This is a genomic window from Isoptericola sp. NPDC055063 (assembly GCF_053608125.1).
On record NZ_JBSGUW010000020.1, the window covers coordinates 24300 to 40379 of the forward strand.

General features: G+C 73.1%; 11 protein-coding genes. 3 read left to right on the forward strand and 8 right to left on the reverse strand.

Translation table 11 applies throughout. The annotated features are described in order from the left end of the window. Positions 1 to 121 precede the first annotated feature (121 nt). Positions 122 to 349: an RNA-binding S4 domain-containing protein gene (locus tag ACWF41_RS20125; protein WP_380316390.1), complete on the reverse strand. Its 228-nt coding sequence runs from the start codon at positions 347 to 349 to the stop codon at positions 122 to 124. 58 nt (positions 350 to 407) lie between these two features. On the opposite strand from ACWF41_RS20125, the gene hisD reads away from it, so the two are divergent. Together hisD and ACWF41_RS20135 are read left to right on the forward strand one after the other, a co-directional pair. Continuing rightward, a complete protein-coding gene (hisD, locus tag ACWF41_RS20130) occupies positions 408 to 1733 on the forward strand; it encodes a histidinol dehydrogenase (RefSeq protein WP_380316393.1) in 1326 nt (441 codons plus the stop codon). A gap of 113 nt (positions 1734 to 1846) precedes the next feature. Beyond that, entirely contained in the window at positions 1847 to 5176 is a 3330-nt protein-coding gene (locus ACWF41_RS20135; RefSeq protein WP_380316396.1) for a DEAD/DEAH box helicase, read from the forward strand. 117 nt (positions 5177 to 5293) lie between these two features. Here ACWF41_RS20135 and ACWF41_RS20140 read toward each other — a convergent pair whose 3' ends face one another. The 6 genes from ACWF41_RS20140 to ACWF41_RS20165 all read right to left on the reverse strand — a co-directional run bounded on the left by ACWF41_RS20140 (position 5294) and on the right by ACWF41_RS20165 (position 14288). Continuing rightward, on the reverse strand, positions 5294 to 7024 hold the full coding sequence (locus tag ACWF41_RS20140; RefSeq protein WP_380316399.1) for an ABC transporter family substrate-binding protein: 1731 nt from the start codon (positions 7022 to 7024) through the stop codon (positions 5294 to 5296). Between the two features lie 70 nt (positions 7025 to 7094). Next, positions 7095 to 9149: an ABC transporter ATP-binding protein gene (locus ACWF41_RS20145; protein ID WP_380316402.1), complete on the reverse strand. Its 2055-nt coding sequence runs from the start codon at positions 9147 to 9149 to the stop codon at positions 7095 to 7097. After that, the gene (locus ACWF41_RS20150; RefSeq protein WP_380316405.1) at positions 9146 to 10087 is read right to left on the reverse strand and encodes an ABC transporter permease; all 942 of its coding nucleotides are present in this window, start codon (positions 10085 to 10087) and stop codon (positions 9146 to 9148) included. The genes ACWF41_RS20145 and ACWF41_RS20150 overlap by 4 nt, the downstream gene beginning before the upstream one ends. 2 nt (positions 10088 to 10089) lie before the next feature. Beyond that, complete coding sequence (locus ACWF41_RS20155) at positions 10090 to 11073, reverse strand: ABC transporter permease (protein ID WP_380316408.1); 984 nt, start codon at positions 11071 to 11073, stop codon at positions 10090 to 10092. 205 nt (positions 11074 to 11278) lie between these two features. Continuing rightward, positions 11279 to 13555, reverse strand: a complete 2277-nt coding sequence (locus ACWF41_RS20160) for a RecQ family ATP-dependent DNA helicase (RefSeq protein ID WP_380316507.1) — start codon at positions 13553 to 13555, stop codon at positions 11279 to 11281. 310 nt (positions 13556 to 13865) lie between these two features. Then, positions 13866 to 14288: a hypothetical protein gene (locus ACWF41_RS20165; protein ID WP_380316411.1), complete on the reverse strand. Its 423-nt coding sequence runs from the start codon at positions 14286 to 14288 to the stop codon at positions 13866 to 13868. An 87-nt stretch (positions 14289 to 14375) separates the two neighbouring features. Between ACWF41_RS20165 and ACWF41_RS20170 the strand changes: the two genes are divergently transcribed. Next, a complete protein-coding gene (locus tag ACWF41_RS20170) occupies positions 14376 to 14927 on the forward strand; it encodes a Rieske (2Fe-2S) protein (RefSeq protein WP_380316414.1) in 552 nt (183 codons plus the stop codon). A 120-nt stretch (positions 14928 to 15047) separates the two neighbouring features. Here the strand turns inward: ACWF41_RS20170 and adhP are convergent, their stop codons facing one another. Next, the gene (gene adhP / locus ACWF41_RS20175) at positions 15048 to 16079 is read right to left on the reverse strand and encodes an alcohol dehydrogenase AdhP (RefSeq protein ID WP_380316417.1); all 1032 of its coding nucleotides are present in this window, start codon (positions 16077 to 16079) and stop codon (positions 15048 to 15050) included. Between the last annotated feature and the right edge of the window lies 1 nt (position 16080).

A 16080-nucleotide genomic window follows, 5' to 3' on the forward strand; every position in this document is an offset into this window, starting at 1 on the left:
TGCCCTCCACCTACCTGACCTGGGGGTTGTAAGCACGCGTTTGGCCCTGAACCCTCCCGGATTCAGGGCCAAACGCCCGCTCACAGCACCAGGGCGGTCGCTCGCTCACGGCACCGGGCGGTCAGGCGACGACGACGGACTCGTCGCCCTCGGGGAGGGAAACGGTGACGCGGTCGCCGCGCACGAGCTGGCGGCCGCGCCGCGTCTCCACGTCGCCGTTGACCTGCACCTCGCCGTCCGCCACGAGGTCGCGCGCGTGCGTGCCGGACTCGGCGAGCCCGGCGAGTTTGAGGAACTGGCCGAGGCGGATCATGTCGTCGCGGATGGGGACGTCGGTGGCGGCGCTCATGCGTCCATTCTCCGGCAACCGGGCCCGGAAGCCGACCCGCGCTGCCTAGACTGGCGGGGTGATCCGACGCATCGACCTCCGCGGGCAGGAGCTGGCCCGCACCGAGCTGCTCGGGGTGCTGCCGCGCCCCGAGATCGGGGTGGACCAGGCGACCGCGGCCGTGGCCCCGATCCTCACCGCCGTCCGGACCCGGGGCGCCGCCGCGCTGCGCGACCTGGCCGAGCAGTTCGACGGGGTGCGCCCGGAGCATCTGCGGGTGCCGTCGGCCGCGCTGGCGGAGGCCCTCGAGCAGCTCGACCCGCAGGTGCGGGCCGGGCTGGAGGAGGCGATCCGCCGCGTCCGCGCTGTGCACGCGGCCCAGGTGCCCACGGAGCACACGACGCGGCTGGGCCCGGGCGCCGTCGTCCGGCAGCGCTGGATCCCGGTCCAGCGGGTGGGCCTCTACGCCCCCGGCGGCCTCGCCGTCTACCCGTCGTCGGTGATCATGAACGTGGTCGCCGCCCAGGAGGCCGGCGTACCCGGCCTCGCCGTCGCCTCGCCGCCGCAGAAGGACTCCGGCGGGCTGCCGCACCCCACGATCCTCGCCGCGTGCGCCCTGCTCGGCGTCGACGAGGTCTACGGCGTGGGTGGCGCCCAGGCCGTGGCGATGTTCGCCTACGGGGCCGCCGGCAGCGAGCCGCAGGACGGCGCCGTGCTGTGCGAGCCGGTGGACGTCGTGACCGGGCCGGGGAACGTCTACGTCGCGGCCGCCAAGCGGTTGGTGCGCGGCGTGGTGGGCATCGACGCGGAGGCCGGGCCCACCGAGATCGCCGTGCTGGCCGACGGGACCGCCGACCCGGGGCACGTGGCGCTCGACCTCATCAGCCAGGCCGAGCACGACCCGATGGCGGCGTCCGTCCTCGTGACACCGTCGGTGGAGCTGGCCGGCGCCGTCGAGGCGCGGCTGAGCGACCTGGTCGGCGCCACGAAGCACTCCGCGCGGGTGCTGCAGGCCCTGAGCGGCCCGCAGTCGGCGATCGTGCTGGTCGACGACCTGGACCACGGCCTCGCCGTCGTCGACGCCTACGGCGCCGAGCACCTGGAGATCCAGACCGAGGACGCCGCCGCGCTCGCGGATCGGGTGCGCTCGGCCGGCGCGATCTTCGTCGGCCCCTGGTCCCCGGTGTCGCTCGGCGACTACATGGCGGGCAGCAACCACGTGCTGCCGACCGGGGGATCGGCGCACTTCTCGAGCGGTCTCGGGGTGCACGCGTACCTGCGCTCGGTCCAGGTGGTCGAGTACACCCGGGACGCGCTCGAGGAGCTCGCGGACCGGATCGTCGCCGTCGCGGACGACGAGGATCTGCCCGCGCACGGCGAGGCCGTGCGCGGCCGCTTCCTCTGACGGCAGGGCGCCCCGACCGCACGGGGCGCCCTCTCCTCGGGCTAGCGGAATAGTGTGCCAAGCGTCACGCGCCCGCCCGAGGTCGCGTCGGAGGCGCGTGCGAGCATGGGCACATGCCCGCCCCGCCTCCTCGCCTCGACCCCGTCGTCGTGGGTGGCATCGTCGGGACAGCCACGTTCCGGCGCGCCCAGGGGTACGAACGCTCGGGAATGGTCTCGACGTGGCGGTGGGACCCCGACGGCCTGGTCCTGACCTCGCGCGTCGCCGGGAGCGGCCCGCAGCCGTACACGTGCCGGGTGACGTTCGAGGTCGACGCCGGCGGGCGGTACACCTGCGTCGCCTCGTCGTGCACGTGCCCCGTCCGCGCGGAGTGCAAGCACGTCGCGGCCACGCTGCTGCACGTCGGCCGACGTGCTGAGGCGGCGGAGGGCGACGGCCACGGGGACGACGGGGCCGCGGCGGCGACGGGCTGGCGGGGCCGACTCGCGACCGTGACCGGCGGGGTCCGGGGCCCCGGGACGCGGGAGTGGGCGGTCGCGGCATCCGGCGGGGTGCTGCCCGTCGCGCTGCGCTTCCGCCTCGACGAGGCCTTCGGCGACCTGCCACCACAGCTGTCGGTGCGTCCCGTGGTGCGCGGCCGCACGGGGTGGAAGGTGGCGCCCGAGGCGAGCTGGGAGGCCCTGGCCACCGGGCTCTACGCGTTCGCCGACGTGCGCGCCACGCCCGCCCCGGCGGTCCGCCGCTGGTTCGCCGACCTGGGCTCCGCCCTCGCCGACGGCGGTTTCGGCCGCGGGCGACAGGCCTGGCGGCCGCTCGCTGCAGGAGGGCGCGGCCTCTGGGCCCTGCTGGCGGAGGCCGCGGACCTGGAGATCCCCCTCGTCGCGCACGGTGCGCGGGACGAGGTGCACCTGGCGGCAGGAGCCGAGGCCCGGCTCGTGGTCGGCTCGGCCGACGACGGCGTGCGGCTCGACCCCGTGGCGGCGTTCGACGGCACGGATGCGCCGGAGGGCGCCGCGCTGGGCACGGTCGGCGACACGGGGCTGTACGCCGTCGAGACGAAGGGGAAGCGTACGGTGCTGCGCCTCGGCCCCACGGCACGCCGGCTGTCCGACGCGGCGCGGGAGCTCGTGGTCGTGGGCCGCGTGGAGGTCCCGGCGGGCGACGTCGGCGAGCTGTACGCGGAGCACCTCCCCGTCCTGCGCCGCGCGCTGCGCGTGCTGTCCGACGGCTCGGTGACGCTGCCCGACCCGCCGCGCCCGGTGCTCGTCGCCGAGGTGGGCTTCGCGACCCCCGAGCGCGCGCTGCTCACCTGGGCCTACGAGTATCCCGCGCCCCCGCACCTCGCCCCCGCCGCCCCGCCGCGCCGCGTGCCGCTCGAGGGAGCGGCGTCGGACCCGCTGCGCGAGCCGGACGTCGAGGCGGAGATCCGCGCCAAGGCACAGGCCGCCGTGCGCGGCGTGCCGGGCTTCGAGCGGTTCGACCTCGCCGCCCGCACGGAGCTGCGGGGCCTGGACGCCCTCGACCTCGCGCACGGCGTGCTCCCCGTGCTCGCGGCGGAGACCGACGTGCGCGTCGAAGCCTCCGATGTGCCGCACTACCTGCACCTCGACGCGGCCCCGCGGGTGGTCGTGTCAGGCGCCCCCTCGGGCGACTCCGACTGGCTCGACCTCGGCATCGCGGTGACCGTGGCGGGCAAGGAGCTGCCCTTCGCCCGCCTCTTCACCGCCCTCGCGCGCGGGGACAAGCGGCTCCTGCTCGTCGACGGGTCGTGGCTGCGTCTCGACCAGCCGGTGCTGGGCCGGCTGCGGGAACTCATCGTCGAGGCGACCGAGCTGAGCGACCGGCCCGGCCGCGCCCGGGTGAGCCGGTACGACGCGCACCTGTGGGGCGAGCTCGAGGACGTCGCCGACGTCGTGGAGGCCGGCGAGGCGTGGCGCCGCTCGCTCGCCGGGCTGCGGTCGTTCGCCGCCGGGGAGAGCGCGCCCGAGCCGCCCGCGGTGCCGTCGGGGGTGCGCGCGGAGCTGCGCCCCTACCAGCGGGAGGCGTTCGAGTGGCTGGCCTTCCTGTGGGGGCACGGCCTCGGCGGGATCCTGGCCGACGACATGGGGCTCGGCAAGACGGTCGAGACCCTGACGTTCCTCGCGCACGCCCGCGCCGCGGCGCCGGAAGCGCCGCCGTTCGTCGTCGTGGCGCCCGCGTCCGTCGTGGGGAACTGGGTGGACGAGGCCGCGCGCTTCACCCCGGACCTGCGCGTGGCGGCGATGCCGGCGACGTCGCGCACCCTGGGCTCGCACGTGGCGGACCTCGCGGCGGGCGCGGACGTCCTCGTCACCTCCTACGCCGTCTTCCGGCTCGAGTACGACGCTTTCGACGCCCTCGCCTGGAGCGGGCTGATCCTCGACGAGGCACAGGTGGCGAAGAACCCGCGCACGAGGGCGCACGAGACGGCCCGCCTGCTCGACGCCCCGTTCAAGCTCGCGATCACGGGCACCCCGCTCGAGAACAACCTGCTGGAGCTGTGGGCGCTGCTCGCCGTCGTCGCGCCCGGACTCTACCCGTCGATGCACCGCTTCCGCGCCGAGACGGCCCGCCTCGTCGACGCCGCGGCGACCGACGACGACCCACAGGTGGTGGCGGCGGGCAACCGTGCGCTCGCGCGGCTCAAGCGCCGCATCCGCCCGCTCGTGCTGCGCCGCACCAAGGAGCAGGTGGCCCCCGAGCTGCCCGAGCGCACGGAGCGGGTGCTGCGGGTGCCGCTCACCGCGGACCACCGCAAGGTGTACGACACCCACCTCCAGCGCGAGCGGCAGCGCCTGCTCGGGCTGCTGGAGGACTTCGAGGCGAACCGGGTCGCGATCTTCCGCTCGCTGACCACGTTGCGTCGCCTCGCGCTCGACGCGTCGCTCGTGGACGACGCGTACGCCGGCGTGGGTTCCGCCAAGCTGCACGTGGTGACCGACGAGCTGGTCGAGATCGCCGCCGAGGGCCATCGGGCGCTCGTGTTCTCCCAGTTCACGTCGTTCCTGCGCCGCGTGGAGGCGCGCTGCGCGGCGGCGGGGCTGCCCGTCGCCTACCTCGACGGCGCCACCCGCCGGCGCGCGGACGTGATCCGCGGCTGGAAGGAGGGGGACGCCCCGGTGTTCCTCGTGAGCCTCAAGGCGGGCGGCGTGGGCCTCAACCTCACCGAGGCGGACTACGTCTACCTGCTGGACCCGTGGTGGAACCCTGCCGCGGAGGCGCAGGCGGTCGACCGCACGCACCGCATCGGGCAGACGCGCCGCGTCGTGGTGACGCGCCTCGTCGCGCAGGACACCATCGAGGAGAAGGTGATGGCGCTGGCCCGGCGCAAGGCGGCGCTGTTCGACGCCGTCCTCGACGACGCCTCCGGCGCCTTCGCGGGAGCGCTTGCCGCAGCCGACGTCCGCGGGCTGCTCGAGCCGTAGGGCACGGAGCGGGTCCGGCGCGGGTGCCCGGGCACGGGAGAGCCCCCGGTCCCGGTGGTCGTGACCACCAGGCCCGGGGGCTCTGTGCGCGAGAGGTGCCGGCTCAGCCGGCGAGCCTCACTTCGCGGGGTTGGTGCCCTTCTCCCAACCCACGTTCTCCACCGGCTGCAGGCCGAAGAGGTCGAGACCGGTGTAGGTCTCAGGCGTGAGGTTGGCGAGGCCCTTCGTGGCCATCGAGATCCACGGGCCGTTGTACAGCGGCAGGATGCCCCAGGTCTCGGAGATGATCTCCGACTCGAGCTTCATGCCCGCCTCGGTCTGCTCGTCCTCCGTGGGCAGCGAGGACACCTGCTCGGCGATCTTCTTGTCGATCGCCTTGGTGCCGGTCGCCGACAGGTTCAGGCCGGAGTCCGAGCAGTACAGCTGGCACATCCAGGCGACGCCGTACGGGTCGCTGGACGAGAAGCCGAGGATGACCAGGTCCCAGTCCTTGGTGGACAGGACGGTCGAGAAGTCGCTCGCGGGGCGCTTGTCGATGTCGAGCTTGAAGCCGATCGCGGCGAGCTGCTGCTGGATGACCTTGGCGCGGGCCTCGGTGATGGGCTCGTCGCCGAAGATCGGCATGCGGCCCTCGAACTTCTCGCCGTCCTTCTCGCGGACGTCGCCGTTCTTGACCCAGCCGGCCTCGTCGAGGGCGGCGTTCGCGGCGTCAGCGTCGAACTTGTAGCCCGCGTTGGCCAGCGCGTCGACGTAGCCCTTCTGGAACGGGAAGAGGTTCAGCGAACCGGCGTCGGGCTCGGTGTAGTCGAGGCCGTTCCACATGACCTCCTTGATCTGGTCGCGGTTCACGGCCTGGAAGATGGCCTTGCGGACCTCGAGGTCCTTGAACTGCGGACGCTCGGCGTTGAGCTCGAGGAGGTTCGTCGCGGTGCGCTGCGCCTTGTAGGTCGCGGCGTTGTCGACGTCCTTGAGCTGCTCGAGGTTGTCGGCCGTCAGGTTGTCGACGTAGTTGACCTCACCGTTCTGGAAGCCGTTGACGGCGGCAGTGGGCTCGAGCACGCGGAACGTGACCTTGTCGAGCATGGGCTTCTCGCCCCACCACTTGTCGTTCGGCACGAACGAGATGACGCCGCCGTTGAGGTCGAACGTGTCGATCTTGTACGGGCCGGCGCCCCAGTCGGCGTGCGCGTCCTCGATGTAGCCCTCGTTGAAGACCTTCGGGGAGTTCACGGCCGGGTTCATGAGGTGCCAGAACAGGCCCTTGGTCCACGGGAACTCGGACTTGTACGTGACGACGGCCTGGCGGTCGTCGACGCCCTGCTTGACCGACTCGATCTGCGAGTAGCCGTCCGTGGTGCTCGGGACGTAGCCCTCCTCGGTCGAACGGTTGGCCTTCCAGGCCAGCTCGTACGACTTCCAGGTGATGGGGCTGCCGTCGTTCCACACGGCCTTGGGGTTGATCGTGTAGGTGACGACCGTCTTGCCGTCCTTGACCTCGGTGGTCCAGTCGGTGAGGTAGTTCGGGTTCGCCGACGCCTCGCCCTCCGGGGTCATGAGGATCATCTGGGGGTTGTACCACTCCCAGATGGTGGCCGTGTCGACCGACCCGTCCGAGTGGTTCGGGTTCATCTGCGGGGTGATCTCCGTCAGCGGGAAGGTCACCTCGCCACCCTGCTCGAGGTTCTCGCGGGGCTGCGGGTTGTAGTCCGCGCCCTCGACCGTCTGGGCCTCGGCGGTCGGCTTGTCGCCGCCGCCGCCGTCGTTGCCGCCACCGCCGCAGGCGGTGAGGGCCAGGGCAAGCACACCGGCGACGGCGACGCTGCCGACCAGTCTCTTCTGCAGCCTCATGGGTGCTCCTTTCGCGCCTCGTGGGCGCTGTACTTGTTGGTGGGGAGTGGTGATGGGTGATGAAGCTTCGTCAGCGGTGGTGGCAGGCGTTCACATGGACGCCCGTCCGGCCGCTGAGCGCGGGGACCTTCGTGTCGCAGGCGACCCGCTCGGAGTCGTCGAGCGTCTGGTAGAGCGGGCACCGGGAGACGAAGGCGCAGCCCGCGATGGTGTCCGTCGGGCTCGGGAGGTCGCCCTTGAGCACGATGTGCTCGCGGCCTCGCTCCACCACCGGGTCCGGCACCGGGATCGCCGACAGGAGCGCCTGCGTGTAGGGGTGCTGGGGGTCGTCGAACACCGCGTCGACCTCACCGTGCTCGACGAAGCTGCCGAGGTACATCACGGCGACGCGGTCCGCGATGTGCCGCACGACCGACAGGTCGTGCGCGACGAAGAGGTACGAGAGGCCGAGGCGGACCTTGAGCTCGTCGAGCAGGTTGATCACGCCCGCCTGGACGGACACGTCGAGCGCGGAGACCGGCTCGTCGAGCACGACCAGCTTCGGGTTGGTCGCCAGGGCGCGCGCGATGCCGATGCGCTGCCGTTGGCCGCCGGAGAACGCCGCGGGGAAGCGGTCGCTGTGCGCGGGGTCGAGCCCGACCAGGCCCATGAGCTCGTCGACGCGGGGGCCGACCTCGGCGTGCGGGGTCCCGACGGTGCGCAGCGGCTCGGCGATGACGTCGAAGACGGTCATGCGCGGGTCGAGCGAGCCGACCGGGTCCTGGAACACGATCTGCACGTCGCGGCGCAGCTGCCGCTCGGCCCGGCCGCCCTTGATGTCGGACACGCTGGTGCCGACGATCCGGATGTCGCCGTCGTCCTGCGCGGCGAAGTCCATGATCTGCAGCAGCGTGGTGGTCTTGCCCGACCCGGACTCGCCGACGATCGCCATCGTCTCGCCCTCGCGGATGTCGAAGCTGACACCCTTGACGGCGTGCACCTCGCCGACCTTCTTCTTGCGGAAGGAGCCCTTGAGGAGCGGGAACGACTTCGTGAGGTTCTCGACCTCGAGCGTGGGCTTGCGCAGGTCGCGCGGCACCTCCTCGAGCGTCGACGCGGGGATCTCCGGGACCGGGTACACCGGGCCGTCGTCGATGCGGCCCGCGCGGATCTCCTCCGCGCGGATGCAGGCGGCGCGGTGGTCGGGCTGCCCCGCCACGGCGACGAGCTCCGGCTCCGCGGTGCGGCAGGCGTCGGTCACGATCGGGCAGCGCGCGGCGAACGGGCAGGCGTCGGGGAGGTCGACCAGCAGCGGCGGGGCGCCCTTGATGGGCACGAGCGGCTGCTTCACGGACTTGTCGACGCGGGGGATCGCGCCCAGGAGGCCGATCGAGTACGGCATCCGCGTGTCCGCGAACAGCGTCTCGACGGGGGCCTGCTCGATGGCGCGGCCGGCGTACATGACGACCACGTCGTCCGCGATGTTGGCGACCACGCCCATGTCGTGCGTGATCATCATGACCGCGGCGCCGGTCTCGCGCTGGGCCGTCTTGATGAGGTCCAGGATCTGCGCCTGGATCGTCACGTCGAGGGCCGTGGTCGGCTCGTCCGCGATGATCAGCTTCGGGTTGTTCGCCATCGCGATGGCGATGACCACGCGCTGGCGCATGCCGCCCGAGAACTCGTGCGGGAACGACTTCACGCGCTCCTGCGGTCGGGGGATCCCGACGAGACGGAGCAGCTCCACCGCCCGGTCCCAGGCCGCGCGGCGCGACATGCGGGGGTTGTGGATCGTGAGGGCCTCGACGAGCTGGTCGCCGACGGTGAACACCGGCGTCAGCGACGTCAGGGGGTCCTGGAAGATCATCGCGATGCCGTTGCCGCGGATCTTGGACATTTGCGCGTCGCTCTTGCCGAGCAGCTCCTGGCCCTCGAACATCACCGAGCCGCCGATGCGGGCGTTCTCGTCGAGGAGCCCCATGACGGCGAGCGAGGTGACGGACTTGCCCGAGCCGGACTCGCCGACGATCCCGAGGGTGCGCCCCTCGGCGACGTCGAAGGAGACGCCGCGGACGGCGTCGACGCGCCCCGCCTCGGACGGGAAGGAGACCGTGAGGTCGCGGACGGAGAGAACAGGGGTGGTCATGCGCGGCCTCCCGCAGCGGAGGTGGGATCGAGGGCGTCGCGCAGGCCGTCGGCGACGAGCGCCATGGAGACGGTCAGCAGGGTCAGCGCGGCGGCCGGGAAGTAGAACATCCACGGGGCGCTCGAGATGCTCGAGGCGCCGATGCCGATCAGGGACCCGAGCGACACGTCGGGAAGCTTGACGCCGAAGCCGAGGAAGGACAGGCCGGTCTCGGCCATGACCGCGCCGACGACGCCGAGCGTGAAGTTGATGACGAGCAGCGACCCGATGTTCGGGATCAGGTGGCGCACGACGATCCGCAGCCCGGGGACGCCCATGTAGCGCGCGGCGTGGACGTACTCGCGCTCGCGCAGCGACAGGGACAGGGTCCAGATCGTCCGTGCCTGGAAGAACCAGCTGACGAGGATCAGGACCAGCGCGATGACCTTCCAGTCACCGCCCGAGTCGTTCGACATCATCGCGAGCAGCAGGAACGTCGGCGCCACCATCAGGAAGTGGATGATGAACAGCGCGACCCGCTCGATGCGGCCCCCGAAGTAGGCGGCCGCGGTGCCGATGACGGCGGACAGGATCGTGGTGCCCGTGGCCACCACGACCGCGATGAGCAGCGAGCGCTGCAGGCCCACGACGACCATCGCGTACAGGTCGTTGCCCGCGTTGTTGGTGCCGAACCAGTGCTCGGGGCTCGGCGGGTCGGACAGCGCGAGGAAGTCGAGCTCGACGTGGTCGTACTTCTGGAAGAACGAGCCGAACAGGGCGAACAGCACGAGGAGCACGAAGATGACGACGCCGACGAGGGCGGGGCGGTTGCGTGCGAACCGCCGGCTGTACAGGCGCCACTTCGACAGGCGCTTGCGCTCGCCGGTCGTCACGTCGACGGGCGGCGGGTTGTCGCCGTGCTCCAGCGGGTCGATCGTGTTCGAGGAATCGAAGGCCATGGTCAGCTCACCCGCACTCGGGGGTCGAGGACGACGACCGCGATGTCCGCGAGGATCGCGCCGACCGCGGTCATGACCGCGCCGAACGCCGCCACCGCGACCACACCGTTGACGTCGTTCTTGGAGATCGTCTCGATGAAGTACTGCCCCATGCCCTTCCAGGCGAAGATCGACTCGGTCAGCACCGCGCCGGTGAAGATGCCGGGGATCGAGAACGCGACCTGGGTCGTGACGGGGATCAGCGACGTGCGCAGCGCGTGCTTGCGGATCGCCTGCTGCTTGGTCAGGCCCTTGGCCCGCGCCATGCGCACGTAGTCGGACTTGATGTTGTCGAGCAGCAGGGAGCGCTGCAGGAAGTGGTACTGCGCGTACCCGACGATGATGAGCGCCAGCGTGGGCAACGTCAGGTGCTGGATCGTGTCGACCAGGGTGGGTAAGAACCCGCTCACCCCGGGGCTCGATGACCCGGTGACGTAGAAGACCGTGGTGCCGACGGCGCCGTTGAAGGCGATCGCGAGCAGGACCAGGCCGAGCGCGGCCACGACGATCGGGATGTTCATCGTGATGATGGACGTGCCCTGGGCGAGGCGGTCGCCGACGCGGTACTGCCGCGACGCGCTGTACACGCCGAGCGCGATGCCGATGAGGGTGAGCAGGATCGTGGCGCCGAGCATCAGCTCAGCGGACACCCACATGCGGTAGGAGACCTGCTCGTTGACCGACTGACCCGTCGGGCTGACGCCCCAGTCCCAGTGGAAGAGGATCCCGCTGAACCAGTTCCACCACCGCACGAGCAGCGGCGTCTGGTCGTCCAGGTTGCGCGGCTCGAGCAGGTTGTGGATCTGCTCCTCGCTGAGAGGGGGCCGCCTCCCTACGTAGTTGCTCCGCGGGTCGAGGTACGCCCAGGCGAGGAAGTACGTGAGGTTCGTGACGGCCACGACCATGAGCAACCAGCCCGCGGTGCGGCGCAGCAGATATCGGGTCAATGTCGGAGGGACTTTCTTCAGGGACGATGGCGGTGCCGTGAGATTACAGGGGTGTTCAGTGGCCTCCGACACATCTGGGCGCCCCGCGGTCGGATCGTTACGGTTTTGTGCCCGAGGCTCACATTCCGGAAACATGACGACCGTCACCGCAGCGCGGGGCTCCGGTGACGGCGTCGTCGGACCTGCGGGTCGGGGTGTCCGCGGGTCAGCGCACCCCCAGCACGAACGGGTGCACGGCCGACGCCCCCGCCTGGCGCAGCAGGCGTGCGGCGACCGTGAGCGTCCAGCCGGACTCGGTCCAGTCGTCGACGAGGAGCACCGAGCGGCCGGGCAGGCCCTGCAGGGCGGCGTCGTTCAGCTCGAGCCGGAGACGCCGCGCCACCCCGGCCAGGCGCATCGCCGAGTTCACGTCGTGGCGGGCCGGTTCCTCCGCGCCCGGGGCGGGGCCCACCGCGCCGATGAGCGGCACGCCGAGGTAGGCGGCCAGCCCGGAGGCCAGGTGGTAGGTCAGCTGCGGCCGGGTGGCCGACCGGACCGCGACGACGCCCTCCACCAGCGTCCGGCGAGCGCCACCGTCTCCACTGTCGCCGGCCGCGTCGCCGTCGGGGGACGAGCCCTCGGCGGCCCCGCGGACGGCGGCCCAGTCGTCCAGCACCCGCGCGGCCGCGCGGCGCAGGGGCACCGGCACCTCGCCGTCGGGGGCGCCGGCCGCGAAGAGCTCGCGCAGCGGCCCGGACCAGCCCAGCCCGTCGAGCCGCGCGACGGCGCGTCCGGCCTCGGCGCGCTCCTCGGGCGCGATCTTGCCCTTGAGGTCCAGGCCGAGCGCCGCGAGGCCCGACGGCCACATCGCGCGCGGGCCGACCTCGACCCCGGGCCGGTCCATCTCGGCCCGGGCGGCGGCGACCGTCTCGGCGTCGGGGACGGCCGGCAGCGTGACGCCGCCGCACCGGTCGCAGCGCCCGCAGGTCCAGCCCTGCGGCAGCTCGGGGTCGTCCAGCTGAGCGCGCAGGTACGCCATCCGGCACCCGGTGGTGGCGACGTAGTCGACCATCGCCTGCTGCTCGGCGTGCCGGGTGGCCTCCACGCGGGCGTACCGCTCCGCGTCGTAGGCCCACGGCGTGCCGGTGGCGACCCAGCCGCCCTGCACGCGGCGCACCGCGCCGTCGACGTCGAGCACCTTGAGCATCGTCTCCAGGCGCGAGCGCTTGAGGTCCACCCGGGTCTCGAGCGCCGCGGTGCTCTGCGCGCCCTCGGACGACGCGAGCGCCGCGAGCGTCGCGCGGACCTGGGGCTCCGCCGGGAACGCCTGCGACCCGAACCAGTCCCAGATGGCGCGGTCCTCGTGCCCGGGCAGCAGGACGACGACGGCGTCGTCGACGCCGCGGCCGGCGCGGCCCACCTGCTGGTAGTAGGCGATGGGCGACGACGGGGCGCCCAGGTGCACGACGAACGCCAGGTCGGGCTTGTCGAAGCCCATGCCGAGCGCCGACGTGGCGACGAGGGCCTTGACTCGGTTCTCCTTGAGATCCTCCTCGAGCTGCTCCCGCTGCGTCGGGTCGGTGCGCCCCGTGTACGCGGCGACGGCCAGGCCCGCGCCCCGCAGCTGCTCGGCGACCTGCTCGGCCGCGGAGACCGTGAGGCAGTAGACGATGCCGGAGCCGTCCACGTCCTGCAGCGCCTCGACGAGCCACGCGACGCGCGTGGGCTGGTCCGGCAGCTCGAGCACGGCCAGGTGCAGCGACTCGCGGTCGAGCCCGCCGCGCAGCACGAGCACGTCCTCGGACCCCCCGGGGCGACCGGCGTCCTCCGTGGCGCCGGCGGCCGGCAGGGTCCCGTGCACGGCCAGCTGCTCGGCGACGTCGGCCGTGACGCGGGCGTTCGCGGTCGCGGTGGTCGCGAGCACCGGGATGCCAGGGGGCAGGTCGGCGAGCAGGGTGCGGATGCGCCGGTAGTCCGGGCGGAAGTCGTGGCCCCAGTCGGAGATGCAGTGGGCCTCGTCGATCACGACGAGGCCGGCGTCGGCCGCGAGGCGGGGGAGGACCTCGTCGCGGAACGCCGGGTTGTTGAGCCGCTCGGGGGAGCACAGGAGCACGTCCACCTCGCCGGCGGCGATCGAGGCGTGCACCTGGTCCCACTCGGTGACGTTGGACGAGTTGATCGTCACGGCCCGGATCCCGGCCCGTGCGGCCGCCGCGATCTGGTCGCGCATCAGCGCGAGCAGCGGCGAGACGATGACGGTGGGCCCCGCGCCGCGGGAGCGCAGCAGGGACGTGGCGACGAAGTAGACCGCGGACTTGCCCCACCCGGTGCGCTGCACCACGAGGGCGCGCCGCCGGAAGGCGACCAGCGCCTCGATGGCGCGCCACTGGTCGTCGCGCAGGGCGGCGTCATCGCGGCCGACGAGGGCGCGGAGCGACTCCTCCGCCTGCTCGCGGAGCGTCCCGCCGCCCTCGCCCGCGCTGTCGAGCAGGCCGCGCAGCATGGCGAGCTTGGCGCGCTTCGTGGGGTCGGCGTCCCCGGTCGGCGTCCCCGGCGAGGCCGGTCCCGCCGGCGTCGCCGGTTCGTCGGCGGCCGGGGGAGCCGAGCTCGGGGCCGTCGGCGCCGGACGCGCCGCGCGGCCGGCCTCGGGCTCGGGAGCCTGGTCGTCCGGCGGCGGGGCGTCGTCATCGGAGGGGTCGAAGACGAGGTCGGCGTACGGGTCGTCGGGGTGGCTCACGCTCCCGATCGTAGGGGGCGCCGCCCACGCCACGCGGCCGTCCTCCACAGCGCGCCGCCCGGGCGCCGCGGTGGGGTCAGCGCACGTACTCGCGCAGCAGCGCGACGGCCGACGCGACCACCGCCACGACCTCCGACGCCGCCGCGAGGAGCTCGTTCGTGCCCGCGAACGTCTCGTTCACGCCGTAGAACCCGACCGTCGTCGACAGGACGAACGCCAGCAGGGTGAGGCCGCCGAAGCCGATGCCGCCGACGAGGGGCAGCCAGTGCCGCCAGACCACCAGGAGCACCGCGAGCACGACGCCCGCGACGGCGTTGAGCAGGAACAGCGGCCCGACGACGGCGATGGTGTCGTAGCCGTCCACGTAGAGCAGCACGTGCACGACCGCGGACACGAGTGCCGCGACGGCCGCCGCCACCCGCCAGCCGCGGGCGAAGGGCGGCCGCGCCCCGCCGGGGGCAGGGGGGCGGGGTGGCACCGCGCCGCTCGACGAGTCCATGATGATGATGTTCCCACTCCCCGGGCCCGCCGTCTCCGGAGCGGGACGCGCGCGACGTCGCCCGGGGCCCACCGACACGGAGGCCCGATGTCCACGACCCCGACGCCCGCGACGCACGTGCCCCCGAAGCAGGCGCCCACGACGCAGGTCCCCACCACGCCGACGCCCACCACGCCGACGTCCGTCACGCCCTCGTCCGGCTGCGCCTGCGGCTTTACGCGCCGTCAGGTCCTCCGCGGCACCGGCGTGGCAGCGGGCGCGGTCGCCGGCGCGGGCGTGCTCGCGGCCTGCGCCGAGCAGAAGCCGACGCCGGAGCAGGCCGCCGCATCGGCGAGCGCCGCCGGCCCAGGGACCGTCGTGGTGGCGCTCGCGGACGTCCCCGTGGGAGGCGCGGTGTCGGCGAAGGTGGCCGGCCAGGACGTGCTCGTCACCCAGCCCACCGAGGGCGAGGTGCACGCGTTCAGCGCGATCTGCACGCATGCCGGCTGCACGGTCGCGCCGGGCGACGGCGAGCTCGTGTGCCCGTGCCACCAGTCGCGGTACGCGCTCGCCGACGCCGCCGTGCTGGGCGGGCCGGCGCCCGAGCCGTTGCCGGCGATCCAGGTCGAGGTCTCGGGGTCCGACGTCGTCCTGGCGTGAGCGCCCGGACCGCGCCCGGACCGCGCCCGGACCGCACGGGGTCCGTGGGCAGGGTCCGCAGGCGCGGCGAGGCCCGGCGGCACGTACCGCCGGGCCTCGTCGCGTCTCGGCCGGGGGCCGTCAGCTCCGCATGTCCATGACGACGCGGCCGTCGATCGTCCCCGCGATCATCTCGTCGAAGATCGCGTTGATGTCGCCGAGCGGGCGGACCGTGTAGGTCGGGTCGACCTTGCCGCGGGCGAAGAAGTCCAGGGCCTCGGCCATGTCCTTGCGGGTGCCGACGATCGAGCCGCGGACGGTGAGGCCGAACAGGACCGTGGTGAAGATGTCGAGCGGGAACTTCTCCGGGGGCAGCCCCACGAGGGACACGGTGCCGCCGCGGCGCAGCGCGCCGACGGCCTGCGGGAACGCGTGGGCGTTGACGGCGGTGACGAGGGCGCCGTGGACGCCGCCGCCGGTCTTCTCCTGCAGCTCGGCGGCCGCGTCGGCGGACGTGGCCGCGTTCACGGTGACCTCGGCGCCGTGCTTGCGGGCGAGGTCGAGCTTCGCGTCGTCGACGTCGACGGCCGCCACGCGGCGGCCCATCGCGACCGCGTACTGGACGGCGATGTGCCCGAGCCCGCCGATGCCGGAGATCAGCACCCACTCGCCGGGCTTGGTGTCGGTGACCTTGAGGCCCTTGTAGACGGTGACGCCGGCGCAGAGGATCGGGCCGACGGCGGACAGGTCCACGCCCTCGGGGACGATCGGTGCGTAGCGGGAGTCGACGAGCATGTACTGGCCGAAGGAGCCGTCGACCGAGTAGCCGCCGTTCTTCTGGTTCGGGCAGAGCGTCTCCCACCCGGTCTCGCAGTACTCGCACTCGCCGCAGGCGCTCCACAGCCAGGCGTTGCCCACGGTGTCGCCGACCTTGACGCGCGTCACCTGGTCGCCGACGGCGACGACGTGGCCGACGCCCTCGTGCCCGGGGACGAACGGCGGCGCCGGCTTGACCGGCCAGTCGCCGTGGGCCGCGTGGAGGTCGGTGTGGCAGACGCCGGTGTAGTCCACCTTGACGAGGGCCTCGTGCGGTCCGGGGGCGGGGATCTCCACGTCCTCGACGACGAGCGGCTCGGTGAACGAGTGGACGACCGCGGCCTGCATGGTGCTCATC

Coding starts and splice junctions, on each gene's coding strand:
- ACWF41_RS20125 (WP_380316390.1), bottom strand. CDS start 349: ATGAGCGCCGCCACCGACGTCCCCATCCGCGACGACATGATCCGCCTC.
- ACWF41_RS20140 (WP_380316399.1), bottom strand. CDS start 7,024: ATGAGGCTGCAGAAGAGACTGGTCGGCAGCGTCGCCGTCGCCGGTGTG.
- ACWF41_RS20150 (WP_380316405.1), bottom strand. CDS start 10,087: ATGGCCTTCGATTCCTCGAACACGATCGACCCGCTGGAGCACGGCGAC.
- ACWF41_RS20145 (WP_380316402.1), bottom strand. CDS start 9,149: ATGACCACCCCTGTTCTCTCCGTCCGCGACCTCACGGTCTCCTTCCCG.
- adhP (WP_380316417.1), bottom strand. CDS start 16,079: ATGAGCACCATGCAGGCCGCGGTCGTCCACTCGTTCACCGAGCCGCTC.
- ACWF41_RS20160 (WP_380316507.1), bottom strand. CDS start 13,555: ATGCTGCGCGGCCTGCTCGACAGCGCGGGCGAGGGCGGCGGGACGCTC.
- ACWF41_RS20170 (WP_380316414.1), top strand. CDS start 14,376: ATGTCCACGACCCCGACGCCCGCGACGCACGTGCCCCCGAAGCAGGCG.
- ACWF41_RS20165 (WP_380316411.1), bottom strand. CDS start 14,288: ATGGACTCGTCGAGCGGCGCGGTGCCACCCCGCCCCCCTGCCCCCGGC.
- ACWF41_RS20135 (WP_380316396.1), top strand. CDS start 1,847: ATGCCCGCCCCGCCTCCTCGCCTCGACCCCGTCGTCGTGGGTGGCATC.